The sequence below is a fragment of the Acinetobacter sp. CIP 64.2 genome, assembly GCF_000369645.1.
In the GTDB taxonomy this organism is placed as follows: Bacteria; Pseudomonadota; Gammaproteobacteria; order Pseudomonadales; family Moraxellaceae; genus Acinetobacter.
Genome location: NZ_KB850120.1, coordinates 95,331 through 121,096 on the forward strand (window position 1 = coordinate 95,331; position 25,766 = coordinate 121,096).

Here is a 25,766-nt window from a genome sequence, read left to right on the forward strand (position 1 = left end):
TGGAGCATCTGGAGCATCTGGAGCATCTGGAGCATCTGGAGCATCTGGAGCATCTGGAGCATCTGGAGCATCTGGAGCATCTGGAGCATCTGGAGTATCTGGAGCATTAGAAACAAGAATAGAAAGCGGATTACCAGCAGCTACTGTTGCAGTAGTGTATTCTGAAGAGAATCTATACTTGCATCCAGATAATGAAAAATATCGGAAAATAATAATTAATGCAGCAAAAAAATATAATTTAGCTCCACAGGCACTAGCTGCAAAAATTAATGCAGAAGCAGGAACAAAAAGAGGAAGTCAAGAATGGAATGCGGATGCCCGCGCATCAACTTCATCTGCAGTTGGGCTAACTCAGTTTTTAAGTGGAACGTGGTATGAGATATGTACACGTTCAACTTTTAGCGATACTTTACTGCAACAGCATGTTGTTAAAAAAAAGTTAATCTCTAATTTTAAAGAGAATATGGATGTCGATTTAATTTCAAATGCAGATAAAGCAAAATTAAAAGCTTTGGGAACCGATCCTACTTTTTCGGTGGATTCCGCAGCAGCATATGCAAGAGCAAATATTGATACTGTTAAAAAAACATATAGTAAAATAGATAGTTTAGAGCCAAGTGATCTCGCAAAAATTGGGTATGTAGCTCACCATGACGGACCGACAGGTTTTGGTAAAATAGTTGAGGCAACAAATGATTCTTCATGGTCAAAACTACAAGGACAGGTGTGTCCAAGAGATAACCCCAATTGTAAGACTTTTTTAAATTACAAGGAGAGATTTAATAATGGGCGAGATGCATATCGTTGGTGGTTATGTACGGAATATACAGATGCAAAAATTAATGTAAATCGATTTACTCTTAGCCCTGCTGATGGGAAAAAGTTTAAGAATGCAAGAACGATGGAAGAAATCATTATATTTCTAGGAGGTAAAGCTTTAGTTCACCCTAGTAAAGACTTTGAGAAAAAGAAAGGAACTAATGATGCTCAAACAATAGAAAATATTAGTATTATTATTACATCTATTGTAAATAATAAGGTTGAACCAAATATTCAGTATTCAGTAAAGTCTAAATATGGTTTAAAACCACATTCGACAAATGCAGATGGTCATGAAGTTATTCAAATTAAAAAAGGTGATAAGCTCGAAATTATTTTTGAAAATCAGGTTTTGACCTCAATTACTTCGATAAAAGATAAAGAAGAATTTAGAATTAATTTTCCATCTGCTAAGGGGAATAATATACAGAATAAAACACAAGAAGTGACTGTCAATAATGAGAAAAAACTTAATTTTAATGGTTGGAGAAATCCACTTGCTGGTATTTGTCAAGTTCGGCGGTTTGGTTATAACTCATTACCATTAAAGGCGAATGCTGCTACTTATAATACAAGTAATTTACAGCAAGCAACACAGGTTGCTTCAAGGTTTAATCGAACAAGTTATAGGTCTAGCGGAATGCACCAAGGTATTGATCTGGAAGCTGATAATGGTGTTAATGTCTATCCTGTTTGTGTTGGTACTATTGCTAAGGTGATACCATCCTATCCTGGTTATGGAAAAACTATTATTTTAGAATGTGATGTGAATGATTTACCTGCTTCAAAAAGGGCTTTAGCAAAGAATATAGACACAATTTACTTTATTTATGCACATTTAAACTCTATAGATGTAGCAGAAGGAGTTAGTATAACTGCCCTAGATACTGTTCTTGGGAAAACTGGAAATACTGGTAATGCAGGGAGCATGACAAAAATTGAAGGTGGTTCGCACTTACATTTCGAGGTCAGAACTGAGATTTCCAAATCAATGGGAAAATCAGGAATGTCATATAGACTAGACCCATTCCCTTGGTTAGACAATTGCATGACAGTTGAAAACGGTGTTAAGTTAAATAGGTAATTTATGATGAAATATACATGGTGCTTGATCAGTTTATTGGCTTTTTCAACAGGGGCTAATGCTGAATTTAATATAGAAAATAATAAGAATCAGCCTACCTATATAAAATTAGGGTATAGGAATGTTCTGAATTCAAGCTTTATTTATCCTGATAGTGACAAGAATGTTAACTTAAAGAGGAATACAGTTAATATTCCATATGAAGATGTTTTAATTGTATTTCAGCCGCTATTGAAAAATGATAATAAAATAAAAGGCATGGATTATTATTTTTTAAACTACGAATGTTTTGTGCAATTTGGTGGTGTTAAATACAAGCTTCCCTTTATTATTTCTGATGTAGCTGCTGTTGGTGCAAGTATACTTTTTAATGATGATAATATAGTTGTCTTTTCAGTAGAAAGTTATGCAAATCCAGTTTCAAATAATAATTCAAAAAAATTTAAAAGTGATGTTTATGTCCTGAATAAGAAAAATTCAGGCTTATATGCACCTTCTTTTTTATCTTTAAATAAAAAATTAAAAAATTTGAATGATGCTTCTATGGAGTTTAGTAAATTTATTTCTGCTAAATATGATAAGAATGAAAAAAAATATAATATTTTGTATGAAATTAATAATGCTTCAGAAGATTTTAGCTCCACTGGGAAGGTTGTCTATGAAAAGGCTCCAATTGAGTATTCATTCATACTAATTCCTGATCAAAAAAAACCATTTTTGATAAAAAACTTTTCTGAAAAGAAAAAAGGTAGTAATAATGTTATTTCAAATGATGATAGAGGTGGAATGTACTCTTCTTTTTTAAAGAAAGATATTGATTGAGTTTTTTAAATTGTTAGTGGTTTTTGAGATAAATAATGAATAAGAAAATAATTTTCCTGCTATGCTTGATTTTAGCTGCGTGTGATGCCAAAGAGGAAACTAAGATTGTAGATAATAATTATTCATTAAATAATTTATTGTCTGAATTTAAAAATATGAATATAGGTCAAGATTACACTAAGTTGGAAAAAGAAGGTCTTGTAAAGCAAGTAGATAATACGGAAATTATTGATAATTGTTTATATGCGGAAACTAAAAATGAAAATATTGATTATTTAGTCTTTGATAATAAGATTTCAACTGCTTCATATAAAAAATCTGAATTTATGGGCATTTCTGTTGCAGGTTTAAAATCTAAGGTTAAAGACTTAAGTTTAGTAAAAAGTGCATATGATGACAACACATATTACTTGCAACACCAATTTGATAATAATAATGGTGTTAAATTTTATATTGTTGAGAATAAGGTGGCTGAGGTTACATATGGGACACTTGATAAATTGAAATATCAAGAGGGATGCTCATGAGAACTTCTTTCTTAAATGTCGTTTTTTGAAATTAATGTTATGAATAAATTGTTTTTTTTAAGAGTGATGGTTGCTTGTAGTATTTCTTTTAATTTTTGCTATGCAAAAGAAAATTCTTCATGGAATGATTATCTTCAAGATTCTACCCAAGTGAAATCACCTGTGGAATATCTAGATGTATATAATAAGTATTCAGTTATCAATCCTAATTTAAAAATAAAGTTAACGGATTTTGGCAATATTGATAAAACAAAGAAAAATATTAACTACACTTTAAAAAAATATGGTGTCCAAATATTAAATGGTCAAGATGTATATGATGTTTTAAGGACAGCAGTGCCTGTGGAGTCTAATGTTGACTTAGCTTTACTATATCACGATAAAGCTATTCTAGCTTTTAGAATAAGAGAGTTAAGTACTATTAACTATGTTAAAGCTCCATTTAAAAGTAATAAAGTTACTGTTTTTATATATAATATAAATAATAATAATTTTACCGAAATACCCGTTATACATTCTGATAGTGAAGATAAGAGTGAACAAACAGACCAACTCATGGGTGATCAGGTAACATATGACACTAAGAAAGGACAGTATACGTACCTTGCAAATGTTAAAACTTATAAAGATGGAAAAATTTCCCAATTCAAGGCTGTTTTGAATGGTAGCTTAAAATGTATTTCATCGACCTTAGGTTGTGAAACAACAGGAATTCTGTCTGCTGAAAAACAAGCTAAGTAATTTAATTTAGATTTTGGTTAGGTATTTTATATTAAAGGAATTTATTATGACTTCACTCTATAAAAAATATACCTATATTCTAGGTTTGGTCAGCCTAAGTCTCTTAGCTTCTTCCTGTAGCAATGCTCCAGAAAAGAAACATGAAACTTCCTATCAAAACCAAATAAAAAAAGGCCCGTCAATTTCTACAAAGTTAAAAAAAGATGATGGCTTACGGATCACTTCACTTCCTTATAACTCAAATGCACATCTTAACTGTATTTTATCGGCACAAAGAATCAACTGCGGCTCAATCAATTTGATTGATAGCAGCCGTCTGATTAAAGTTTATAACTTTATCAACCCACGTTATGGTGATTCAGTCGTTTTCCCAGAAACAAGTACAGGCATTTTATTAATTGCATCTTCTTCTTCAAGTGAAGCAGGAAATCCAGAAATAAATCTGACAACAGTAAACAAGTTTGGCTTGGCTAAAAGCATTACCTTAGATGCATCTCAAAATATTGTGATTAATCAGAAGTATGAAATTTTATATAAAGAAGATGGAAAAGATCTAAAACTGAAATTAAATGACCAAGGTGAATTTGTGAAGTAAAGCTATTCCTAAGCTGATTGAGCCTGTTACAGCTTTGACCGAAAAAAGCTCAGCTAAAATCTAACTGAGCTTTTATGGTTTAGGTCTCAACAATGCCTTCTAAATCATCAAAGGTATAGTTATGCGGGACATTGATCATATGGGTTTGTACACCGGCCTCAACTTTTTCTCTGGCATCTGGGTATAACCAGCGCGTAATTTGCTCAGCGACACTGGAGTGATATTGAATTTCAAAGTGATTCAGTCCATAAAAAACTGCTTTATGCGTATCAGGTAATTTCAACTGAAAACGTGGATTCTGGTGTTCACCCAAAGCACTCTTCACACTGACCAGATAATCCCCAATCACAGACAGCGCTTTATTGCGTAACTTCTCAAATTCTAAAGTCCCTGCAATTAAGAAGGTATTGATATGGGACGGTAGCGGAGCGGGTTTACGATTGTCGTCGGCAAAACCAATGCGGGCGTCATTGTGCTCCCAGTCATCATCACGAACACTGCCATAACGCAGATCGAGTATGCCGTTACTACGCACATTCACCAACTGACCAAGCAAGTTGATAAAGGGGAAGCCACCGAGTTTGTCCTGCAAGACAAAACCAAAGCGTTCAAGCACTGCACCATGATGAGGCGAACCGATGCAGACCAGATTCTCGACCATATGCACCCATTGATACAGATTCTGTTTGCCATAAAACAGGGCACTACGCGAAACCAAGCCGCCCATACTGTGTCCAATCAGGTCGATACTGGTAATACGTGGGTTGCGTTGCACCAAATCTTCTAAGGTATTGGCAAAACTACGGCCATTGGCAGAAATTCGGCGTCCGGTGTTGTAGTTGAGATACAACATGGTGTTGTTATCACGTTGTGCAAGTAAGCGTTCACCAATCCCGCCATAACGATGATTTGACCAGGTCAAATGGTTCATACATAAACCATGGGCAAGAATTACCACACGTCCGGTTAACTCGCCTTGCTGTAAAGAACCATAGTGATCATAAAGCACCATTGGCAAGGCCATTGGATTGTGTTGCTTTAAAAAGAAATCACCAAAAATTCCATTCAGTGCGCCCACTAAAAAATGCAGTGTTGGAGTCAGAGGTTTGTCATGTAAGACTGGAAATTTTTCAATAATGCGACGTAAATTGGGCGCAAGAAAATGACTGCCATATTTTTGCAGCGCTACATAAGAGAACTGATAAAACTTTTGCAGTTGTGGGTGCTTTTGTAATTGTTTGGCTTTTTGTGCACTTAAACCGAGCGTTGTCCTTAATACCTCAGTCTGCACCACTTGTATCAGTTCGTGTACGCCACTGAGGCTGGTACTGACCAGCTGTGCCAAACCCTCCAAAACATCTGCCTGACTTGGGGGCGTGCGATCCCACTTACAATAAGTTTCATGCAGAGGTGTTAAACTTGGCATATTAATTTCCCCATCCTTGATATATACCGAAGGTTTGAAGTGATTTTTCTGAATATTGTTTAGATAAACTACAACAAACGCTTACATCTTATGTCTTTCATGCGTAATTTTTTTAGAATACTGATGAACGGAGTACAGTATCGTTTTTTGTGTCAGACAATATCGAGCTTAAATGTAATTTATATTGTTGTTTGATTAACAATCAATCAAAATAATGTGATTTATTTCACTTTATGTCAAGCTATTGCCTATTTGGGTCCGTATGCAAATTATCTATCTACATGGTTTTCGCAGCAGTCCGATGTCAGTAAAAGGGCAACAGCTGCAACAATTTTGTGCACAACATGACACTATACAGGTGCATTTACCCGATTTAAATCAAACGCCCGAGCAGGTACTGACACAACTTTCGCAGCTTATCGAAAATTTACCATCTGATAAAGTGGTTTTAGTTGGAAGCAGCCTTGGAGGCTTTTACGCGACATATCTTGTCGCCAAATATGCCTGTCCTGCTGTACTGATCAATCCTGCTATGCAACCATGGCAATTATTCGAAGATTTATTCGGGATTGAGCAAATCCCGCTCAAAGTCACTGCATCATGGACGCTTGATGCCGATCAATTGCAGCAATTACAATCGATTGCTGACACGAAACTCAATCATGCTGGTAAAATTCTGGTGCTGTTGCAACAAGGCGATGAAGTCTTGGATTATCGTGAAGCTCAACGTTATTATAGTGCTGTTCATCCATCATCATTGATTTTAACCGACGCAGATGGTAATCATGCAATGGATGATTTTGAAGAAAAATTACCTTTAGTTCTCGAATTTTTATCGGCAGCCCTCCAATAAGGAAGTCAGACCCAGTGACACAATACACGGCACAATCCCTTGAAGTTCTTTCTGGTTTAGATCCAGTTCGTCGTCGACCAGGCATGTATACCGATACCTCACGTCCAAACCATTTGGCGCAAGAGGTAATTGATAATGCAGTCGATGAAGCGCTTGCAGGGCACGCCAATCAAATTTGTGTCACGGTTTATGAAGATGGGTCATTGTCGGTTGAAGATAATGGACGAGGTATGCCTGTCGATATCCATCCTGAATATGGACAAAGTGGTATCGAAATCATTTTGACCAAATTGCATGCCGGTGGCAAATTCAGCACCGATAACTACCAGTTTTCGGGGGGATTGCACGGGGTTGGGATTTCGGTGGTGAATGCGCTATCGACTCGCGTTGAAGTTGCGGTACAGCGTCAGGGGAACCTGTATCAAATGGCCTTTGAACAAGGTGAGCCTGTTGCGCCTTTATCGGTGCTTGAAGGTAAGGTGGCCAAGCGTGCAACGGGCACAACGGTGCGTTTCTGGCCTGAAGGCAAGTATTTTGATAGCCCTAAATTTGCACTGAAAGCGCTGAAACATAATTTAAAAGCCAAAGCTGTTTTAGCCGCGGGCTTAAAGATTATTTATGACGATAAAATCAATAAAGAAAAGATTGAATGGCAGTTTGAAAATGGTCTGGTCGACTATTTGATGGATGAACTGCAAGATCGGGACATCTTGCCTGATCCTGCTTTTGTCAGCAGTGGCCAAGCAGACCGCGCGGCCTGTGAGTTTGCGATTTGCTGGAATGTCGAAGGTGGCGAGCAGATTCAGGAAAGTTATGTCAACTTGATTCCCACCGCGCAAGGCGGGACTCATGTGAATGGTTTACGTTCGGGTGTAACTGAAGCCTTACGTGAGTTCTGTGAATTACGTAATTTATTGCCACGTAATATGAAGCTGTCTGCGGAAGATGTTTGGGATGGGGTGAATTTTATTCTATCGCTGAAATTCCAAGAGCCACAATTTTCAGGCCAAACCAAAGAACGGTTATCCAGTCGTGAAGCCTCTAATATTGTACTGAACATCGCCAAAGATGCGTTTGCTTTATGGCTGAATCAACATGCGGAGATTGCGACGCAATTGGCTGAAATGGCGATTGCCAAAGCTGGACGTCGTTTAAAAGCCGCTAAAAAAGTTGAACGTAAAAAGATTGTTGCCGGCCCGGCTTTACCTGGAAAGTTGGCAGACTGTGTCGGCTTAACTCGTGAAGACAGTGAGCTGTTTATTGTCGAGGGAGATTCTGCAGGCGGTAGTGCCAAACAGGCACGCGACAAGAATTTCCAAGCGATTATGCCGATCCGCGGAAAAATCCTGAATACTTGGGAAGTCTCTTCGGACGAAGTGCTGGCTTCTCAAGAAGTGCATGATATTGCCATTGCCATTGGCGTTGATCCGGGCAGTGATGATCTGTCTGAATTACGCTATGGCAAAATCTGTATCCTTGCCGATGCGGACTCGGATGGTCTACATATCGCCACCTTATTATGTGCTTTATTTGTCAAACATTTCCCGACTTTGGTTGAAGAAGGTCATTTGTTTGTGGCGATGCCGCCGCTCTATCGTATCGATATTGGTAAAGAGGTGTACTACGCCTTGGACGATGATGAGCTTGAAAGCATTTTGAAGAAGGTCAAGGGCAATAAAAATCCGCAGATCACCCGATTCAAAGGGTTGGGTGAGATGAATGCCAGTCAGTTGCGTGAAACCACCATGGACCCGAACACCCGTCGTTTAGTGCAGTTGGATTTGGATGATGCGCATTTAACCGCAGGTTTATTGGATAAATTGCTGGCGAAAAAGCGTTCAGCTGACCGCAAACACTGGTTAGAGCAAAAGGGTAATCTCGCTGATATTACTGTCTAAATGGCTTGAGCCATGCACCGATTAAAGCCAAGCTGATGCTTGGCTTTTTCTTTGGCTGCTTGATTCTGATTCGAGCTGAACACATTTGCATCATTTTAGTTCATCGCGTATTTTTTGTATGCAATGTTGTATACAAGATCGATGAAATAATCAGAGGCCTTGATTAAATATAATAAAAAACAATTGGTTATTGTGTTGGCATAAAAATTGAATAACTCCACCCAGTAAAAATCACAATATTGATGGGTGGAGAGGAAGATGCAAAATAAATTGTCGATGTCCGTACTGATGGCTGCCATGATGGGAATCGGTCTGGTCGGCTGTTCAAAACCAGCAGAAAAAACAGAACAAACCAAAACAGAAACCAAGACAGCACCCGCAACAAGCGGCGACACCATTAAAGTTGGAATCCTGCATTCACTTTCAGGCACCATGGCGATCTCAGAGACTTCGCTGAAAGACACCGCCTTGATGACCATCAATGAAATCAATGCCAATGGTGGAGTACTCGGTAAAAAATTAGAACCAGTGATTGTTGACCCTGCGTCGGATTGGCCATTATTTGCAGAAAAAGCCCGTCAGTTGATTACCCAGGATAAGGTCGCAGTCATTTTTGGCTGCTGGACATCGGTTTCGCGTAAATCGGTGCTGCCTGTGGTCGAAGAGTTGAATGGCTTGTTGTTCTACCCAGTGCAATATGAAGGCCAAGAACAATCTAAAAATATCTTCTATACCGGTGCAGCACCGAATCAACAAGCGATTCCTGCGGTTGAATATTTGATGGGGGATGAAGGCGGTAAAGCAGAACGTTTTGTGTTGCTCGGCACCGATTATGTCTATCCACGCACCACCAATAAAATCTTACGTGCCTTCTTGAAGTCGAAAGGCGTGGCTGATGCCGACATCATGGAAGAATACACCCCATTTGGTCACAGCAATTATCAAACCATTGTTTCCAATATTAAGAAGTTCTCTGCGGGTAAAAAGACTGCGGTGATCTCGACTATTAATGGCGACTCCAATGTGCCGTTCTATCGTGAATTGGGTAACCAAGGCATTAAAGCATCCGATATTCCAGTCATGGCCTTCTCTGTAGGTGAGGAGGAATTACGTGGGATCGATACCAAACCATTGGTCGGTCATTTAGCAGCATGGAATTATTTCATGTCGGTGAAAAATCCGAAGAACACCGAGTTTGTGAATAAATTCAAACAATATGCAGTGCAATACAAATTGCCAAATGCCGACAAAGTCGTGACCAACGATCCGATGGAAGCGACCTATGTCGGAATCAATATGTGGAAGCAAGCCGTTGAAAAAGCAGGCACGACTGAGGTCGACAAAGTCCGTGATGCGATGGCGGGTCAGACTTTTGCTGCGCCATCGGGTTATACCCTGAAAATGGATGAAAGCAATCACCATCTACATAAGCCAGTGATGATTGGGCAGATCCGTGCTGATGGTCAATTCGATGTGGTCTATAAAACACCGCAAACCATCAAGGCCGAGCCTTGGAGTCCGTATATCCCGAAATAAAGTTTTTTCGCCTGCTGTGATGTATTGGCAGCAGGCATTTTTATTCTGATTTTTTTTGATCTATTTAAAACCGTAATAATAAGGGGAGTTCTATGGCGAAACACTATGTTTTGGCACTGCTCTGCATCATGGCACAGATAATGTTTAGTCCTGCATGGGCAGAAGCCACATCCGCAACAACCGTGACGTCTACAGCTTCTCAAGATGCCATTCAGACCTTTGTGAAGTCCGATTTTGCGACGCGTCGTGCCATGCTCAATCAATGGCCTGCCAGTATTGAACAACTGGATCAATTGGTGGCCTATATAGATCAAAATGAGCTGTATACCGACAGTGCAGGTAATACCTATCTGTTAAAAAATGATGACAAACTGTTCAGTTACCCCGCACAGCAAGCCATTGAAAATTGGCCTGCCGATCTCACCCAAGTCACTTTGGTCAATACTTTACGCAAGGCGCTGAATTTTGGTCAGGCCAAGGCCAAACTCAATTCAACCGATGCTTCGCAGCGTTTGGCTGCGGTGGATATCTTAGAAAATAATTTGGCTGAACTTGACGTGACGATGGTGAAGCAGCTGTATCTGAATGAAAAAAATGATCAGGTCAAAGCACGTTTAGCACAGCTCAAAGCCCGTTTGGATTTTAACAGTGCTGATGCGTTTACCCAGCTTGAAGCCGTAAAGGTCTTGGCCGATTCCAATCGTCCTGATGTGTTTGCCTTAATCACTCAAACTTTAGAACAACCACAAAGCAATCCTGCATTGAAGGCAGCGTTGTTGGATGCACACAATAAAATTAAAACCCGACTACAAATCAGTGAGTGGTCAGGCCATATCTTTTCTGGCCTCAGTACAGCCAGTATTTTATTGCTTGCAGCGCTTGGTTTGGCCATTACCTATGGTCTGCTGGGTGTGATTAACATGGCCCATGGTGAGCTGATCATGATTGGTGCCTATACCACTTATGTAATCCAGAGTTTTTTTAAAACCCATTTTGCGGGGTTGGTGGATTGGTATTTGTTGGCGGCAATTCCTGCGGCTTTTCTGGTCAGTGCCTTGATCGGTATGTTGATTGAACGCACCGTGATTCGTCCGCTCTATGGTCGACAATTGGAAACCTTGCTCGCCACCTTTGGGGTGAGTCTGATCTTGATGCAATTGGTGCGGATGGTATTTGGTGCACAAAATGTCGAAGTCTCCAATGTGGCATGGCTCAGTGGTGGAATTGCGCTCACACCGAGTCTGATGTTGCCCTATAACCGTATCGCGATTATTGGCTTTACTGTTGCGGTGTTATTGCTGTTGCTGTTTTTACTCAATAAAACCCGTTTTGGTTTATTCGTTCGAGCCGTGACCCAAAACCGTCAAATGGCGCGTGCTGTGGGTATCCGTTCTGCACGGATTGACATGATGGCCTTTGGACTGGGCTCAGGCTTGGCAGGTTTGGCAGGCTGTGCTTTGGCGCAGGTGGGTAATGTTGGCCCAGATCTCGGTCAAAATTACATTATTGATGCCTTCCTTGTGGTGGTGGTCGGTGGTGTTGGTCAAGTCTGGGGCGCGGTATTGGCAGCCCTCGGATTGGGCATTAGTGGCACGGTGCTGGAAATTGGTTTAGGTGCAGTGCTGGCAAAAATTATTCTCTTGGTTCTTGTGATTTTGTTTATCCAAAAGCGTCCACAAGGTTTGTTCGCCATCAAAGGCCGTTTTGTGGAGTAAGCCCATGAAAATCACTTCTTTATTTGCCGACAAACCGTATAGCGCCGTGGCGATTGCAGTTTGTTTCGGTGTGCTCTTATTGTTGCCGTGGTTGCATCTATTGTCGCCTGATTCGGCCTTTTATCTATCCGCTTATTGGATCACCTTGATTGGTAAAATCATGTGTTTGGCCTTGGTGGCTTTGGCACTGGATTTGGTCTGGGGCTATGCTGGCATTTTGAGCTTGGGGCATGGTTTGTATTTTGCTTTGGGCGGTTATGCCTTTGGCATGTACCTGATGCGTCAATCCGCAGGCGATGGGCTGCCTGATTTTATGCGCTTTCTCAGTTGGACGGAGTTGCCATGGTATTGGGTCGGTACCGAGCATATTGCCTGGGCCTTGGCTCTAGTCATTCTTGTCCCTGGTCTGATCGCATTTATTTTTGGTTTCTTTGCCTTTCGCTCCAAAATCAAAGGTGTGTATTTTTCGATTATTACTCAAGCCATGACCTTTGCCGCAGCGTTATTGTTCTTCCGTAATGAAACAGGCTTTGGCGGCAATAATGGTTTTACGGGTTTTAAGACCATTCTTGGTTTTGATATTACCTCTGCACCGATGCGTGCCACGCTATGCTTTGTGACTGCATTGATGTTGATGTTGTGCTTCCTTGGTCTGCGCCAACTGATGAATCGTCCTTATGGACGGGTCTTGGGCGCAATTCGTGACAGTGAAAATCGCTTGCAATATCTTGGTTATCGCACGCTGTGGTACAAGCTGTCGGCTTGGGTGTTGTCGGCGGTGATTGCCGGTATCGCTGGAGCGTTATATGTGCCGCAGGCGGGCATCATCAATCCCAGTGAAATGAACCCAGTCAATTCAATCGAAATGGCGGTGTGGGTGGCTGCGGGTGGACGCGGAACCTTGATTGGCCCAATTTTAGGGGCTGGTTTAATCAATGCAGTAAAAACCTACTTCACGGTGGCTGCACCAGAAGCATGGTTATTGATCTTGGGTGCGCTGTTCATTGTGGTGACCTTATTCTTACCTAAAGGTGTGATTGGTTTATTTGACCGTTTTAAAAAGGAGCGTGACTAAATGAGTGATGTATTAATAGACTCAGCTCAACATGGCGGTCAACTGGGTGAGGGCTATGGTCGTGCCAAGCCACAAGGTGCGGATTTTAGCCACGGCATTGCCTTGTATCTGGAAAAAGTCAGTGTCTGGTTTGACTCATTCCGAGCCTTGAATGATCTGTCGCTGTACATTGCTGAGGGCGAATTACGCTGTATTATCGGGCCAAATGGGGCGGGTAAAACCACCTTGATGGATGTGATTACTGGTAAAACCCGTCCGACCACAGGCACGGCATTTTTTGGGCAAAACTATGATCTTGCCAAAATGAGTACCGAGCAAATTGCCGAAGCGGGCATTGGTCGAAAATTCCAAAAACCAACCGTATTTGAAAATTTTACCGTCATGGAAAACCTGCTATTGGCTGCACCACGAGATAAACGGGTGAAAAAAAGTTTATTTTCCCGTTTAGATCCAGAAGCGCAATTGGCTTTGGATGAAAGTCTGGAACAGATCCGCTTACAGGAATTTGTGCAAAAGCCAGCAGGGTTACTTTCACATGGACAAAAACAGTGGCTGGAAATTGGCATGTTGCTGATGCAACGACCGCAGTTAATTTTACTGGATGAGCCTGTTGCTGGTATGACCGATGCTGAAACTGAGCGCACCGCTGAACTGTGTCTGGAGCTGAAGAAAAATCATACCCTTGTGGTAGTCGAGCATGACATGAGCTTTATTGACACCATCAGTGAGAAAGTCACGGTGTTGGCGCAAGGGACAATCTTGGCCGAGGGTACATTGGCAGAGGTTCAGGCCAATGAAGATGTGATTGAAAAATATTTAGGACGCTAGGAGAGACACATGCTAGAAGTGAAACAAATCAATCAATTCTATGGTGGCAGTCATATTCTGCGTGATGTGTCTTTTAACGCGCCTGTGGGGGAGTGCAGTGTGGTCTTGGGGCGCAATGGCGTGGGCAAAACCACCTTGCTGAAGTGCCTCATGGGAATTCTGCCGATTAAGTCAGGGCAAATTTTGCTAGATGGCAAAGACATCGCCAAAATGTCGCCTGAGCAACGGGTGCGAGCAGGTTTGGCCTATGTGCCGCAAGGTCGCGATATCTTTTCAACTTTAACGGTAGAAGAAAATATTTTAATTGGCATGGCGAAATTTTCAGGAGCTAAGACCCGTAAAGTGCCAAGCCATTTATATGAGATTTTCCCTGTGCTGGATGAAATGAAACATCGCCGTGGTGGTGATTTATCCGGTGGGCAACAACAACAGCTTGCCATAGCCCGTGCTTTGGCTTCTGAGCCGAGTGTTTTGATTTTGGATGAACCGACCGAAGGGATTCAGCCCTCGATTATTAAAGATATTGGCCGGGTGATTCGTAAGCTGGCCGATCAGGGCGAAATGGCGATTATTCTGGTAGAGCAGTTTTATGACTTTGCCGAGGAGTTGGCAGATGCGTATACCGTGATGGCGCGTGGGCAGGTGATTGCGCAAGGGCGGGGGGAGGAGATGCCTGAGAAGGGGATTCGGGAACTGGTGGCGATTTAGTATCAATCTCTACATATTACTATTTAGAAAAGTAGATATTAAAAAAATGATTATCTTTACGGAGTTATACCAAGTCGTTTTCTAATTTCTAAATAAGCCTTCGGCTGGAGTTACTTTGGTTTTGCCCAAAGTAACCAAAGGCATTGTCATTCACAAAACCTGTTCAATTCTTGGATTTTTTCTATTGTTTCGCAGAAACAATATCTTTCAAAGATCACGCAGGTTGTGAATGACGTTTCCGAGTCTCATACTTTTTCTTAAATTTTTTGTTGAGTTTGGGTGTAAAGATCATTCATTTGTTTTCCACTTTATAAAACGTGCCGCCAGCATAGACATTGTGTCCAAAGCCACATGAGGACTCACCACTGTTTTGTTCAACTTCAATTTTTTGTCCAAGCTTTGCATCATTGGCAAATTGAAGTTTGATCTGACAGTCTTCATAGCGATAGCTGGCTTGCTTTGACTTGAGTGGCATGGTCGTTTCGAATTGCCCCATATTCGGACCATAGATCAAACCGCGCAGCCCGAAGTAGTAGCCATCGAAGGCGATCTGATATTGATTCTGTTTTTTGCTGACCTTGAGATAATCCCATTGTCCAAAACCATTGGCACGGACATAAGTCCCTTGTAGATCAGAGGATATTTTAGGTTTAGGCAATTGTTTTAAGTTGTATTGACTGGTTTTCGAGTCTTTATCTCTGAGAAACCAAACGCTTGCCCATTGCGGTTTGCCTAATTTGGCATAACTCAAGCCGACATTATTGTTGGCGATTTCAATATCTCGGTCACTGACCTGAATACCGCTTTCATCTGCATTGGCCTGACAGAAATGTGCCCATGCGGCTTGGTCTTCAAATTGTTTGGCGGCTTTGAGATATTGCTTTTGATCGTAAAACTTTTTACCTGCTTGTGCATATTGTTTTACTTTGGCACAACCTTGCTGTAATTCCTGCTCAAAAGAAAATTCGGCAAAGCTGACGCTTGAACTGATTGCCATGACGAGGCACAGACCGAGTTGGGATGTTTTAATCATTTTGGCTATTTTTGAAATGAAGTCTTGTTTTCATTTTAAGCCATAATTGAGTTGCCTGACAGTACGGTAAAAGTAAGGTTTTTATGGAGATTCTGTGAGTTGCAGTTGCATCCAGACCAAATCCCGCCATGTCCCAAACTTTTGTCCTACCTGCGGCATATAACCTGTTTGGACAAAACCAAGCTGTTGATGTAGCACAATCGAGCCCTTATTTTCACTATCAATGGCAGCCACCATGATATGCATGTTTTGCTGTTTTGCCAGATGAATCAGTTGTTGCATCAGGGCCTTGCCCAGACCTTGGCGTGCATAGCTGGGGTCAACAAAAACAGAATGTTCAATGCTTTGGCGATAACCACTGATGGTCCGAAAGGCAGTGTAATAGGCATAAGCTGCCACTTGATGCCTATTCAGGTCTTCTACCACAATCATGGGGAAATGCTGTTGCTGCATGTTCTGGAAGCGTTGTTGATAATCCGCAAGTGAAACAGCTTGATCATTCCAGTTCGCCGTGCCATTGAGAATCTCTGCATTATAGATGGCAAGGATTGTCTCAAGGTCATCAACGGTGGCAAAACGAATCTTGAAGGGTGCAGCTACACATGATGGGGCAAGCGTGGCATTTATGGACATAGGTAAAGGTCATCACATCAATCAATAGATACAGCGTTGATAGAACCAAAATCAACGATGCTTAATATTCGGTGATACACATAAAAACAGCAAGGAATTCCTTGCTGTTTTTTAACATTTTAAAGCGTTTAGAAGTGGTATTTAATTAAAGCGCTGACGTTGTTTTCGTCACGGTTTTTCATACCGAATTTGTTATTCCAGACCGAGTGCTCTACACCTAAGTAGAGACGTGTATCTGGTGAAATATGTTTACCCAGATTCCATTTGTATTGCGTGGTCCAGTTCAATTCGCTGGCGTGATCTTTTTCGCCAGTCGACCAGTCGAGGAAGCCATCAACCAGAAAATCTTCATTTGATACTTTAAATGGCAAAGCATAAGCGATGGTCATTTGATAGTCATCAGCAGTTTTTTCATTGTTGGCGCGATAGAAGTTGACATTCATATATTGAAAATATGGCACTGCAAGATCGAAGCCGACACCATACAAGAAGTTATCAAAACTAGAGAAATCATCGTTATTGCTTTCCCAGGTGGTAGAGATCAATACATCTTTAATTGGGCCAAACGCAAGTTTCTGACCTGAAATTTCACCTAGGCTTAAACGAGGAGAAAGCTCGAAATACGTGCTTTTATGATCATCGCTGCCGCGCATACGATCCATAAAGAAAAATACATCGGCATATTTGACTTTTGCCGCATACTCAATGGTCAACGTTGTTTGTTTTTTATCAACAACTTCATAGTTTTCACCATATAGTCCAGTCAAGCTAAAGTCTTGCCAAATCGGCTTTGCCTGCGCAAAAGTTGCTGTTGATCCTAATAAACATACCGCTGTAAGTTGCTTCAATTGCATTTAAAAAATCTCCCCCCAAAAAGGCGTGTAAAGCATACAAGGTATTAAGCAAAAATAAAGTCAAATTTGACCAAATGAACAAAAGAATTGTATATGGCAAAAGCGGGTAATTCAGGTGGTAAAAATAACGCTCTTTTTGCTGAAGATTTCATCAAAATGTCAAAAATCAGCTTGCATATTTGTGAGGAAAGACAGATATTGAAGTTATAGAAGATCTTCTTACATACTGAAAAGCAACAGATGCAAGCGAGGAGACAACAGGTATTTACATAATCAAAATATACAACTGCACTGAATGATCGCATGCTCAAAGCGTGCCAAATAAGAAAGTTTTGTAGCACCGTCTCACAGATAAGAGAGGAAGATATTTATGAATATTGAAATCCGTACAGATAAAAACATTCAAGGTAGTGAACGCTTAATCAGTTATGTTCGTGCAGAACTTACACAAGAATTTCAGCGCTATAGCGAGCGTATTACACATTTTTCGGTTCATATTAGTGATGAGAACGGGGAGAAAACGGGCGATCATGACAAGCGTTGTATGATTGAGGCCCGTCCAGCAGGAATGAAACCTGTTGCAGTGACACATAAAGCAGCAAATATTGATAATTCGATTCATGGTGCGATTGATAAACTGAAACGTAGTTTGGAGCATCTCTATGAGAAAAAAGAGCATCACCGTGGTGGTTTACCCGAATATGTTGATGTCGATGATGATATAAAAGTAGATGATGAGGCCTAAGAGGCAACGCATAAAAAAAGCCCTGTGTGGGGCTTTTTTTATGCGTGTATCAAATTTATACATGATTTTTTAGATGCTTTTATAAAATCCTGTCAGGATATTCGGCATAATAGACCCATTAAAAAATATTGTGAGAAATGGTCATGTTAAATAAGCAGCAGCAGGCCTTGGTGCAAGCCATACAACAACTCGATTTAGACCAAGTGCGAGCTTTACTTGCTGAAGGACTTGATCCGAACTTTATTGACCCCGAACAAGGCCCTCCGGTTTCCATCATTTGTGATGGTCTATTTGTGTGGTGGGAACAAATCTGTGAGGCCTATGAAGCTGGAAAACCATTGAGCGAAAAAGAAAAGCAACAACAGCTACAAGTTTATTTAGACATTTTAGACGCGCTCATTCAAGCCAAAGCCAATTTACATTTATGGGACGCAGAAGAATTTTATGGTCCGCTTTGGGATGCAGCCAGTTCTGCCTGCGTACCTGTGGTCCAACGTTTACTTGATGAAAAAGTAGATCCGAATACCCGTGATGAAGAAGGTCTCACCGTTTTATCATCGATCAGTCAATTATTTTTTGATTGCGAATTTGATGAAATTGATTGGTCTGAATCATTGCAGGAAGAGCGTGCAACATTGGAGTTGCTACGTCAACATGGTGCAAAAATGTCAAAAGAGCTCAGCGCATAAGCTAAGCCAGCAAAATACAAAGAGGAATATGATGAAAACATTTCAAACATTGAGCTTGGTTACAGCATCGATGCTGGCAAGTACGGCTTTTGCGGCTGACTTTTCTTTTGATCGTACTGGTTCGGGGATCAGTACGGGGATTACCCCTGTAGGGCAGTTAGCTTGGGAGCAGGGTTTGCCAACCGTCAGCTATCATGAGGGGAGTACCAATGGGGTCAAAGACAAGACCTTAACCTTGAATGGTGACATGTTATTGCGTACTGGTTTAGCAGATGGCCTGGAATTGCAACTCGGTTGGCAAGGGCCTGTTTGGCAGCAATACAAACGTGCAGGGACGACTAAAGAAAGCAATGGTTTAGGCGACGTCAGCATTGGTTTGAAAAAAGCGATTGATTTAAAAGATGATCGTTTATCGATGGCATTATTGGCTAAGGCGATTATTGCAACGGGCAATGATGAATTCACAGCCCATGATGATATCTATAGCTTGACTTCAGCTGTGTCATATAAGTTCAGTGATTTAATTGATACCTCGATTACTATGCGTTATGAAGCGCAGAACAGTAATTGGGCGGTGACTGCAATTCCAACCATTGGCTATAAAATTGCCGGGAAATTATCGGGCTATTCTGAGTTCGTTTACCACAAAGCAGAGAGCCAAGACTATGAATATGGTCTAGGTACAGGCCTGATTTATGCCTTGAATAACCGTATGCAATTGGATGCCAGTGTTGGAGTGGATCTCAATGGAGATCGAAAAGGCTATAACGGTGGCTTCGGCGTATCGGTTTTATTCTAACCATAATACTCCTGAATTCTCTTAAATTCACTTCTGCATAAGTGGCAGGGAGACTCAGGAGAATAACAGTGAGATCATCATGAAAATGTCTGTTCAAGGTGGGCATCGTTTCCCACTGATACGTTGGTTCATAGGAACCATTTTGCTGTTATGCGGGGCTTTGACTTACGCGCAAGCGAATTCATCAACAGCTTTGCTGAGCCCTGAACAGGCATTTGCATTTACAGTTGAATCGACGCAGTCGAATCAGGCCCGTTTACATTGGTCTATTCAGCCCAACTATTATCTGTATCAGCATAAATTTGAAGTACAACAAGGCAATCAGCCACTTGTATTAACATTGCCTAAAGCGGTCGAACAGTATGATGAGAACTATGGTCATAGCCAAGTCTATTATCAACAAGCTGAATTTAGCATTCCGACTCAGGCATCACAGCATTATCGGGTGACTTGGCAAGGCTGTGCCAAAGACCGGATTTGTTATCCTCCGCAAAATATTGAATTCCAGACCGATGCCGATGGCCTGGTTAGTGTTCAGAATGTCAGTGCAAATACTAAAAAAAGCTTTTTAGATGCGGCTCGCTCATCGAGCGCCTTAACTGTTCAAGCAGCAAGCAATGATGACATGCAAGCCGAGCCAACTGCACAAAGCTCAAATTCAAATCATTCGGCTGGTATGGCACAAGACCAAAAATGGTCCAGTGCACTTGAACAGCACTCCTTGGCCTATAGTCTTTTACTGTTCTTGGGCTTAGGGATTTTATTGGCTTTTACCCCATGTTCCTTACCAATGTTACCCATTTTGACCTCCTTGATTGTACGAGACAATAAAGGGGTGAAAGCATGGTCGATTGCACTCACTTTTGTGGTGAGTATGGCTTTGGTCTACGCCGTATTGGGCTTGATTGCATCGGCAGCAGGACTAAATTTTCAGCGTTGGTTACAACAACCTGCCACCTTGATTGCGTTTAGCTTATTGTTCGTGGTATTTGCGCTTAATTTATTTGGCTTGTTTGAGTTAAAACTGCCACAGAACTGGGTCAATCGACTCGATCAGATGCAATCCAACCAAAAAGGTGGCACCTTGGTGGGTGCCAGTGTCATGGGCATGATTTCAGCCCTGTTGGTGGGGCCCTGTATGACTGCACCTTTGGCAGGAGTGTTACTGTTTATCTCGCAAACGCAGAACCAATGGCAAGGCGCGCTGTTGCTGTTTACACTGGGTTTTGGTATGGGAATTCCATTGCTGCTCGCCAGTGTATTGGGGGCAAAAGCCTTACCCAAAGCTGGCGACTGGATGAATCAAATCAAGGTGATTTTTGCCTTTTTGATGTTGGCATTGAGCATTTATTTTATTCGTCCCTTATTGCCCGAACTGGCGATTCAGGTTCTGAGCCTGTTGCTCGGTTTGGCCTTTATTGTTTATGCGGCGTATCGTCTATTTGGACAGAAATCTAAATTGCAATGGCTGTATGCACTGTTGCTGATTTTAGCGATTCCAGCATTGGCGTTTAACCAATACCAACATATTCAAAATCTCAGCTCGGTTCAGGCAGATAAATTGGCGGATTGGCATGTAGCACAGACGGCAACTGAATTTCAGCAAATCCTTGCTCATGCGCCTAAAGATCGTGGCATTGTGATCGATGTCTATGCGGACTGGTGTGTGGCATGTCAGCCGATTGAGCACCGCATTTTAAAAGATGCAGAGGTACAACAAGCGTTATCGGGCTATTATCTGGTTAAACTGGATTTAAGCCACTACGATGCATCACATCAAGCCTTGTTGGCACAGTGGGATATTTTAGGACCACCCACTTATTTATTTTTAGATCAGCAACAACAAGAAATTCGCTCGCTACGCTTAACTGGTGCATTCCAGAAAGCTGAGCTATTACAGCAACTGGCTTTCTTTAAAGGGAAACAATAACAATGTATCAGCTCTTTATTAGTAATAAAAACTATTCAACCTGGTCGATGCGTCCGTGGATTTTATTCACACAAGCGGGGATTTCCTTTCAGGAGCATGTGATTCAGTTCGATAGCTTTGAAGCAGATAGTCAATTTAAAACAGAGATTTTAAAGCTGAACCCGACAGGCAAAGTTCCTGCATTGCTGAATGGTGAGCTTATGGTGTGGGACAGTCTGGCGATTTGTGAATATATTGCCGAGCAGCATCCTGAACTTGACCTGTGGCCACAAGAAAAAGCCTTACGTGCACGGGCGCGTTGTATCAGTGCAGAAATGCATAGTAGCTTTCAAAGCTTACGCAATTTGTGTCCGATGAATGTAGAAGCTGATCTGACGCATATCGGCAAACAGCTTTGGGCAGAACATGCGCAGTTGCGCGCCGATGTGGCGCGAATTGACCAGCTCTGGTCACAACGTCCGAATGCAGACGGTTTTTTATGTGGTGATGCATTTAGTATCGCAGATGCCTTTTATGCACCTGTGGTGATGCGTTTTGAATGTTATCAACTGCCACTTTCCGCATCTAGCCAAGCCTATGCGCAAAAAATCTTGTCTTTGGCATCAGTACAGCAATGGATTGCAGAAGCCAAACAAGAACAGATGTTCGTGCCTTTTGATGAGCCCTATCGTCAACACCGTGAAGAATTTTTGAAAGGTGAATAGCGCTTGGACCATAAAGGCGTAGCAAAGCCTTCATGCTGTTAACTGCTGATCAGATCCGTAAAAATTCTCACCTGATTGCGGCCAGCGGCTTTGACCGCATACAGCGCCTGATCGGCTTGGCTGATAATCAGGTGAGGTGCATCGGCACTGAGTGAACTGCTGATGCCAAAACTGGCGCTGATGACAAATTGCTGTTTTTGCTCGGTGATAAAATCTAGCTGTGTTATTGCAAGACGACAACGTTCTGCCACATTGTGTGCTTGTGCCGTGGTGGTGTTGGGCAGTATCAGAATGAATTCTTCTCCGCCAAAACGACCAATTACATCTTGATCACGCAGATTATGGGTGAGACATCTGGCCACTTGCACCAAGACTTGATCCCCCATGCTGTGGCCGAAGTGATCATTAATACTTTTAAAATGATCCAGATCGAGCAGGATAATTGAATATAAGGGATCAGGCTGCTGATGTAATTTCTCTAAATAGCTGTCGATACTGCGTCGATTGAACACATTGGTTAACGGATCCAGACGGCTGAGGATCTGAATGGTCATTTCCCGTTTTCGCCATTGTGTCAGCAAAATTTCAAACAGAAACAAACAGGCCAACATGATCGGCAATAAGAAAAACATCATGCTACCGACCCAAAACGGGTGCATGGGAACTTGATTAAGATGTTGCATGTTAAACAGCGGTGCGTAGCTTAGAACCCCAATCATGCTTAAATAATTACAGAACAGTAGCGCCAGTGTTGCTGGAATGAGCGCACAATACACCATTCTACGGTCAAACAGTACTAAGCCCACACCCACAACACTGACATAACCCACCATTGTTGCCGGACTAAAGCTTCCGACTAAATAGCTGTTATGGCAGAGCATCGCAGTAAAAATCTGTACGCTGAGAATCGGTAAAAAGCTTTGCGCCCAAAGTTGTTCTCTAAAAATATGGCAAGGGATGATCAGCAACAACAGAATACCCAGCATGATCAAACTGGTCCATAATTGCGAACGCACCAGATTCAAATGTACCCATTCTGAATACTGTGGATTGAGCAAGACAAAAATGTCCCAGCTGATCCAGAACAGATTCATAAATGCGGCAAGTATTAGTAATAAAATACTTTTTTTGAGTATGGTCCAATTGACGACAATATGATGTTCCCAAGAAAGCCGAAAGCCCCATCTTTTTGTGTCAGTTGACCGATTAAAACGAATCTTGACCATTGGCATGCATCCTTTTATGCAATGAGATTCCCAGCAACTGTAGATTTGTCCTCAAAATATCGAACAATGATTATTGAAATAACAATAGCATCTTTAGAATGAGAAAAAAGTCGGGTGGTCAGGTTTTAGTGCAAATCAGGACGGGAAAAATGCCTCGAAAAATAGGCTATGATCTAAATATCCAATCATTTTTATTTTCTAATGACAAAATTGAATTAACAGTGACAATGGTCAGACATAGCTGACCATTTTTCACACGATTTTATTTTAATCAATCCCGATCGAGTGCATGAGCAAATTCAGCAATATCAGCCAGAGCCTGTTTTGCTTCAGGGAACCATGCATTAAACATCTGGAAGTTATGCCACATGCCCGTATACAGTTTGAAGCTGACATCGACATCGGCTTGCACGGCTTTTTCTCTAAAGCGTTTTGAATCATCTAATAGGATTTCTTTAGAGCCGACTTGCACCAAAGTGGGCGGCAGTCCTGTTAAATCATCAAATAGTGGTGAAACACGTGGATCATCGGCTTGGATACTATCCGTCAGATAATGATTGATGCCGGCTTGCAAGGCTTCGATTGACAGCAGTGCATCATGTTTCTGGTTAAAACGTAGCGATTCGCTGGTCAAGGTCAGATCAAGATAAGGTGACATTAGAATCAGGCCACTTGGCATCAACCCTGGCTGCTGTTTGAGACGTAAACATAAGGCCAAAGCCAGATTGGCACCACAAGAATCACCTGAAATAATAATATCTTTTGGTTTAATGCCTTGTACCAGCAAGGCTTGATAAACATCAAAAATCGCATCAATGGCTTCAGGAAAGGGATGCTCGGGCGCAAGAGGATAATCAACATGAATGACTTGCATCTGGGTACGTGCGGCGATATCGGTCATCAAGGCACGATGGGTATTTAAACTCCCTAAGAAGAACGCGCCGCCATGGATATGGAAAATCAGCTGAGTTGCCGTAGCTTGCGCCTTAATTTCCTCACCGCGTACACCTGCCAGACGTATTGAACGGATTTGTACCGTCGGATCGTGTGGAAATACGCGACACAGTTGATCCAGAAGAGGACGTAAAGCATTGGGAGCCAAGTTAAATTGACTTGGTGTCCGGATTGCCGCTTTAAGTAGAGATTCAGTAAAATAATATTTCCAAACAGTAGCAAATTTCATAATTTTTCCATATTGTTAGATCAGTATCGGAATAAGAATATTCTTGAAGATAAGCGATGCCTAAGCGTTACGATAAAAACTGAAAAAATTGTGCGCTACGTCACCCTTACTCAGGTTATACCAAATAGTCATAATCAAGAATTGCAATATTGATCGAAGTTCTCAATACTCTGAGTTTGAAAGACCCCTTAAGGATATTACAAAAATGAAGAAAATTGCTTTAGCATTTGGATTGCTTGGTTTAACAACTTTTGCCAATGCGGCAGATGCGCTGAACGGCAGTGTTTGGCAGACGATTGATGATGAAACAAAGCAGCCAAAGGCAATCGTGAAATTTACGGAACAAAAGGATGGAACACTGACTGCATCTATTCAAAAATATTTAGTTGCAGATCAGGAAAATGCCTGCTCTAAATGTGAAGGAACCTATCACAATAAGCCATTGAAAGGTTTAACCATTGTACATGGTCTTAAAAATGTCGGCGGGACAAGCTATGACAATGGTTCGATTATTGATCCTAAAAACGGTAAAACCTATCGATTAAAGGCTGAAATCTTAGAAGGTGGCAAGAAGCTGAAATTACGTGGCTATATTGGTGTTGCTGCTTTAGGGCGTAACCAAACCTGGATTCGCACCAACTAAGCAAGATTGAATAATAAAAAACCGAGTCGTGAGACTCGGTTTTTTTATCGCTGTAAGATGGTGTGATGGTGTTTAGGCAGATAAATCCTGATAGACGACTTCATCAAAGCCAATCACAAAACCTTGTGGTGTTTGCAGCACTGGGCGCTTAATCAGGCTAGGCTGCGCGATCAGGTTTTCAATCAGGTTCTGCTCATTACTGGTCGCATGTGTTTGCTGATCTGCGCTTAATTTGCGCCAAGTAGTGCCTTTTTTATTCAGTACTTTGTCTGCACCGATCTCTTTCAGCCAAATCGCCAAAGTTTCTGCATCAATACCTTGTTTTTTGTAATCATGAAATTCGTAATTGATACCTTTGGCTTGTAATGCATCAAAGGCTTTCTTCATCGAATTACAATTTTTAATGCCATAAATTTTAAACATGTGAAAAACCATAGAAAACAATAAAAGAGATGGCTCAAAGCCTAACGTAAAAGTAGGGGAGTGTACCAGTTGAAATTTTTGATTAGGTTGATCGGCCCTGATTATGAAATAGAAATGATAATATGCTTTGATTACACATGCTTCAGACAGCTCAAACAAAGAAAACGAAGTTCTAGAAAAGAGAAAACCCGCATATAATCTTCCTGATTATGCGGGTCTCATTTCAACGTCCATTGTCTCATCCATGCAAATAAACTTAATCTAAGTTTATTTTATC

At 41.4% G+C, this 25,766-nt stretch carries 25 protein-coding genes; 18 read left to right on the plus strand and 7 right to left on the minus strand.

The window, feature by feature from the left end; all coding sequences use genetic code 11:
* The 5 genes from F895_RS18255 to F895_RS18235 all read left to right on the plus strand — a co-directional run.
* A partial coding sequence (locus tag F895_RS18255; RefSeq protein WP_005238066.1) for a M23 family metallopeptidase occupies window positions 1-1,903 on the plus strand: 1,903 nt, incomplete at its 5' end.
* Window positions 1,904-1,906: 3 nt separating this feature from the next.
* Complete coding sequence (locus tag F895_RS18250; RefSeq protein WP_005238067.1) at window positions 1,907-2,725, plus strand: hypothetical protein; 819 nt, start codon at window positions 1,907-1,909, stop codon at window positions 2,723-2,725.
* Between the two features lie 35 nt (window positions 2,726-2,760).
* The gene (locus F895_RS18245; protein WP_005238068.1) at window positions 2,761-3,252 is read left to right on the plus strand and encodes a hypothetical protein; all 492 of its coding nucleotides are present in this window, start codon (window positions 2,761-2,763) and stop codon (window positions 3,250-3,252) included.
* Window positions 3,253-3,291: 39 nt separating this feature from the next.
* Window positions 3,292-3,993, plus strand: a complete 702-nt coding sequence (locus F895_RS18240; RefSeq protein ID WP_026040155.1) for a hypothetical protein — start codon at window positions 3,292-3,294, stop codon at window positions 3,991-3,993.
* Window positions 3,994-4,039: 46 nt separating this feature from the next.
* On the plus strand, window positions 4,040-4,588 hold the full coding sequence (locus tag F895_RS18235) for a hypothetical protein (RefSeq protein ID WP_005238070.1): 549 nt from the start codon (window positions 4,040-4,042) through the stop codon (window positions 4,586-4,588).
* A gap of 79 nt (window positions 4,589-4,667) precedes the next feature.
* On the opposite strand, the gene F895_RS18230 is transcribed toward F895_RS18235, so the two are convergent.
* Entirely contained in the window at window positions 4,668-6,014 is a 1,347-nt protein-coding gene (locus F895_RS18230; protein WP_005238071.1) for a PGAP1-like alpha/beta domain-containing protein, read from the minus strand.
* 262 nt (window positions 6,015-6,276) lie between these two features.
* Between F895_RS18230 and F895_RS18225 the strand changes: the two genes are divergently transcribed.
* The 7 genes from F895_RS18225 to urtE all read left to right on the plus strand — a co-directional run bounded on the left by F895_RS18225 (window position 6,277) and on the right by urtE (window position 14,627).
* Complete coding sequence (locus tag F895_RS18225; protein WP_005238073.1) at window positions 6,277-6,867, plus strand: YqiA/YcfP family alpha/beta fold hydrolase; 591 nt, start codon at window positions 6,277-6,279, stop codon at window positions 6,865-6,867.
* Window positions 6,868-6,881: 14 nt separating this feature from the next.
* A complete protein-coding gene (gene parE / locus F895_RS18220) occupies window positions 6,882-8,765 on the plus strand; it encodes a DNA topoisomerase IV subunit B (protein WP_005238075.1) in 1,884 nt (627 codons plus the stop codon).
* A 258-nt stretch (window positions 8,766-9,023) separates the two neighbouring features.
* Window positions 9,024-10,301, plus strand: coding sequence for an urea ABC transporter substrate-binding protein (urtA, locus tag F895_RS18215; protein ID WP_005238077.1), 1,278 nt, complete (start codon window positions 9,024-9,026; stop codon window positions 10,299-10,301).
* A 92-nt stretch (window positions 10,302-10,393) separates the two neighbouring features.
* A complete protein-coding gene (urtB, locus tag F895_RS18210; RefSeq protein ID WP_005238079.1) occupies window positions 10,394-12,016 on the plus strand; it encodes an urea ABC transporter permease subunit UrtB in 1,623 nt (540 codons plus the stop codon).
* A 4-nt stretch (window positions 12,017-12,020) separates the two neighbouring features.
* Window positions 12,021-13,091: an urea ABC transporter permease subunit UrtC gene (urtC, locus tag F895_RS18205; protein ID WP_005238081.1), complete on the plus strand. Its 1,071-nt coding sequence runs from the start codon at window positions 12,021-12,023 to the stop codon at window positions 13,089-13,091.
* Window positions 13,092-13,919 carry an urea ABC transporter ATP-binding protein UrtD gene (urtD, locus tag F895_RS18200; protein ID WP_005238083.1) on the plus strand — a complete coding sequence of 276 codons (828 nt, stop codon included), beginning with the start codon at window positions 13,092-13,094 and terminating at the stop codon, window positions 13,917-13,919.
* Window positions 13,920-13,928: 9 nt separating this feature from the next.
* The gene (gene urtE, locus F895_RS18195) at window positions 13,929-14,627 is read left to right on the plus strand and encodes an urea ABC transporter ATP-binding subunit UrtE (protein WP_004776300.1); all 699 of its coding nucleotides are present in this window, start codon (window positions 13,929-13,931) and stop codon (window positions 14,625-14,627) included.
* Between the two features lie 292 nt (window positions 14,628-14,919).
* On the opposite strand, the gene F895_RS18190 is transcribed toward urtE, so the two are convergent.
* From F895_RS18190 to F895_RS18180, 3 genes are all read right to left on the minus strand, one after another.
* Entirely contained in the window at window positions 14,920-15,660 is a 741-nt protein-coding gene (locus F895_RS18190; protein WP_005238085.1) for a hypothetical protein, read from the minus strand.
* Window positions 15,661-15,741: 81 nt separating this feature from the next.
* Window positions 15,742-16,293, minus strand: a complete 552-nt coding sequence (locus F895_RS18185; RefSeq protein WP_005238088.1) for a GNAT family N-acetyltransferase — start codon at window positions 16,291-16,293, stop codon at window positions 15,742-15,744.
* Window positions 16,294-16,421: 128 nt separating this feature from the next.
* Window positions 16,422-17,147 carry an outer membrane protein OmpK gene (locus tag F895_RS18180; protein WP_005238090.1) on the minus strand — a complete coding sequence of 242 codons (726 nt, stop codon included), beginning with the start codon at window positions 17,145-17,147 and terminating at the stop codon, window positions 16,422-16,424.
* A 370-nt stretch (window positions 17,148-17,517) separates the two neighbouring features.
* Between F895_RS18180 and F895_RS18175 the strand changes: the two genes are divergently transcribed.
* The 5 genes from F895_RS18175 (at window position 17,518) to F895_RS18155 (ending at window position 22,014) form a co-directional block, all read left to right on the plus strand.
* The gene (locus F895_RS18175; RefSeq protein ID WP_005238092.1) at window positions 17,518-17,892 is read left to right on the plus strand and encodes an HPF/RaiA family ribosome-associated protein; all 375 of its coding nucleotides are present in this window, start codon (window positions 17,518-17,520) and stop codon (window positions 17,890-17,892) included.
* 143 nt (window positions 17,893-18,035) lie between these two features.
* Complete coding sequence (locus F895_RS18170) at window positions 18,036-18,581, plus strand: ankyrin repeat domain-containing protein (protein ID WP_005238094.1); 546 nt, start codon at window positions 18,036-18,038, stop codon at window positions 18,579-18,581.
* Between the two features lie 31 nt (window positions 18,582-18,612).
* Window positions 18,613-19,380 (plus strand): transporter, encoded by a 768-nt coding sequence (locus F895_RS18165; protein ID WP_005238104.1) that lies wholly within the window; start codon window positions 18,613-18,615, stop codon window positions 19,378-19,380.
* A gap of 79 nt (window positions 19,381-19,459) precedes the next feature.
* The gene (dsbD, locus tag F895_RS18160; RefSeq protein ID WP_005238109.1) at window positions 19,460-21,310 is read left to right on the plus strand and encodes a protein-disulfide reductase DsbD; all 1,851 of its coding nucleotides are present in this window, start codon (window positions 19,460-19,462) and stop codon (window positions 21,308-21,310) included.
* Window positions 21,311-21,312: 2 nt separating this feature from the next.
* Complete coding sequence (locus F895_RS18155; protein WP_005238110.1) at window positions 21,313-22,014, plus strand: glutathione S-transferase family protein; 702 nt, start codon at window positions 21,313-21,315, stop codon at window positions 22,012-22,014.
* A 38-nt stretch (window positions 22,015-22,052) separates the two neighbouring features.
* Here the strand turns inward: F895_RS18155 and F895_RS18150 are convergent, their stop codons facing one another.
* Both F895_RS18150 and F895_RS18145 read right to left on the minus strand, forming a co-directional pair.
* Window positions 22,053-23,240: a GGDEF domain-containing protein gene (locus F895_RS18150; protein WP_005238111.1), complete on the minus strand. Its 1,188-nt coding sequence runs from the start codon at window positions 23,238-23,240 to the stop codon at window positions 22,053-22,055.
* A 271-nt stretch (window positions 23,241-23,511) separates the two neighbouring features.
* A complete protein-coding gene (locus F895_RS18145) occupies window positions 23,512-24,423 on the minus strand; it encodes an alpha/beta hydrolase (RefSeq protein WP_005238112.1) in 912 nt (303 codons plus the stop codon).
* A 205-nt stretch (window positions 24,424-24,628) separates the two neighbouring features.
* On the opposite strand from F895_RS18145, the gene F895_RS18140 reads away from it, so the two are divergent.
* Complete coding sequence (locus F895_RS18140) at window positions 24,629-25,066, plus strand: DUF2147 domain-containing protein (protein ID WP_005238113.1); 438 nt, start codon at window positions 24,629-24,631, stop codon at window positions 25,064-25,066.
* 72 nt (window positions 25,067-25,138) lie between these two features.
* On the opposite strand, the gene F895_RS18135 is transcribed toward F895_RS18140, so the two are convergent.
* Window positions 25,139-25,489 carry an arsenate reductase gene (locus F895_RS18135; protein ID WP_005238114.1) on the minus strand — a complete coding sequence of 117 codons (351 nt, stop codon included), beginning with the start codon at window positions 25,487-25,489 and terminating at the stop codon, window positions 25,139-25,141.
* Window positions 25,490-25,766: the final 277 nt, after the last annotated feature.

Coding starts and splice junctions, on each gene's coding strand:
- F895_RS18250 (WP_005238067.1), top strand. CDS start 1,907: ATGATGAAATATACATGGTGCTTGATCAGTTTATTGGCTTTTTCAACA.
- F895_RS18245 (WP_005238068.1), top strand. CDS start 2,761: ATGAATAAGAAAATAATTTTCCTGCTATGCTTGATTTTAGCTGCGTGT.
- F895_RS18240 (WP_026040155.1), top strand. CDS start 3,292: ATGAATAAATTGTTTTTTTTAAGAGTGATGGTTGCTTGTAGTATTTCT.
- F895_RS18235 (WP_005238070.1), top strand. CDS start 4,040: ATGACTTCACTCTATAAAAAATATACCTATATTCTAGGTTTGGTCAGC.
- F895_RS18230 (WP_005238071.1), bottom strand. CDS start 6,014: ATGCCAAGTTTAACACCTCTGCATGAAACTTATTGTAAGTGGGATCGC.
- F895_RS18225 (WP_005238073.1), top strand. CDS start 6,277: ATGCAAATTATCTATCTACATGGTTTTCGCAGCAGTCCGATGTCAGTA.
- urtA (WP_005238077.1), top strand. CDS start 9,024: ATGCAAAATAAATTGTCGATGTCCGTACTGATGGCTGCCATGATGGGA.
- urtB (WP_005238079.1), top strand. CDS start 10,394: ATGGCGAAACACTATGTTTTGGCACTGCTCTGCATCATGGCACAGATA.
- urtC (WP_005238081.1), top strand. CDS start 12,021: ATGAAAATCACTTCTTTATTTGCCGACAAACCGTATAGCGCCGTGGCG.
- urtD (WP_005238083.1), top strand. CDS start 13,092: ATGAGTGATGTATTAATAGACTCAGCTCAACATGGCGGTCAACTGGGT.
- urtE (WP_004776300.1), top strand. CDS start 13,929: ATGCTAGAAGTGAAACAAATCAATCAATTCTATGGTGGCAGTCATATT.
- F895_RS18190 (WP_005238085.1), bottom strand. CDS start 15,660: ATGATTAAAACATCCCAACTCGGTCTGTGCCTCGTCATGGCAATCAGT.
- F895_RS18185 (WP_005238088.1), bottom strand. CDS start 16,293: ATGTCCATAAATGCCACGCTTGCCCCATCATGTGTAGCTGCACCCTTC.
- F895_RS18180 (WP_005238090.1), bottom strand. CDS start 17,147: ATGCAATTGAAGCAACTTACAGCGGTATGTTTATTAGGATCAACAGCA.
- F895_RS18175 (WP_005238092.1), top strand. CDS start 17,518: ATGAATATTGAAATCCGTACAGATAAAAACATTCAAGGTAGTGAACGC.
- F895_RS18170 (WP_005238094.1), top strand. CDS start 18,036: ATGTTAAATAAGCAGCAGCAGGCCTTGGTGCAAGCCATACAACAACTC.
- F895_RS18165 (WP_005238104.1), top strand. CDS start 18,613: ATGAAAACATTTCAAACATTGAGCTTGGTTACAGCATCGATGCTGGCA.
- dsbD (WP_005238109.1), top strand. CDS start 19,460: ATGAAAATGTCTGTTCAAGGTGGGCATCGTTTCCCACTGATACGTTGG.
- F895_RS18155 (WP_005238110.1), top strand. CDS start 21,313: ATGTATCAGCTCTTTATTAGTAATAAAAACTATTCAACCTGGTCGATG.
- F895_RS18150 (WP_005238111.1), bottom strand. CDS start 23,240: ATGGTCAAGATTCGTTTTAATCGGTCAACTGACACAAAAAGATGGGGC.
- F895_RS18145 (WP_005238112.1), bottom strand. CDS start 24,423: ATGAAATTTGCTACTGTTTGGAAATATTATTTTACTGAATCTCTACTT.
- F895_RS18140 (WP_005238113.1), top strand. CDS start 24,629: ATGAAGAAAATTGCTTTAGCATTTGGATTGCTTGGTTTAACAACTTTT.
- F895_RS18135 (WP_005238114.1), bottom strand. CDS start 25,489: ATGTTTAAAATTTATGGCATTAAAAATTGTAATTCGATGAAGAAAGCC.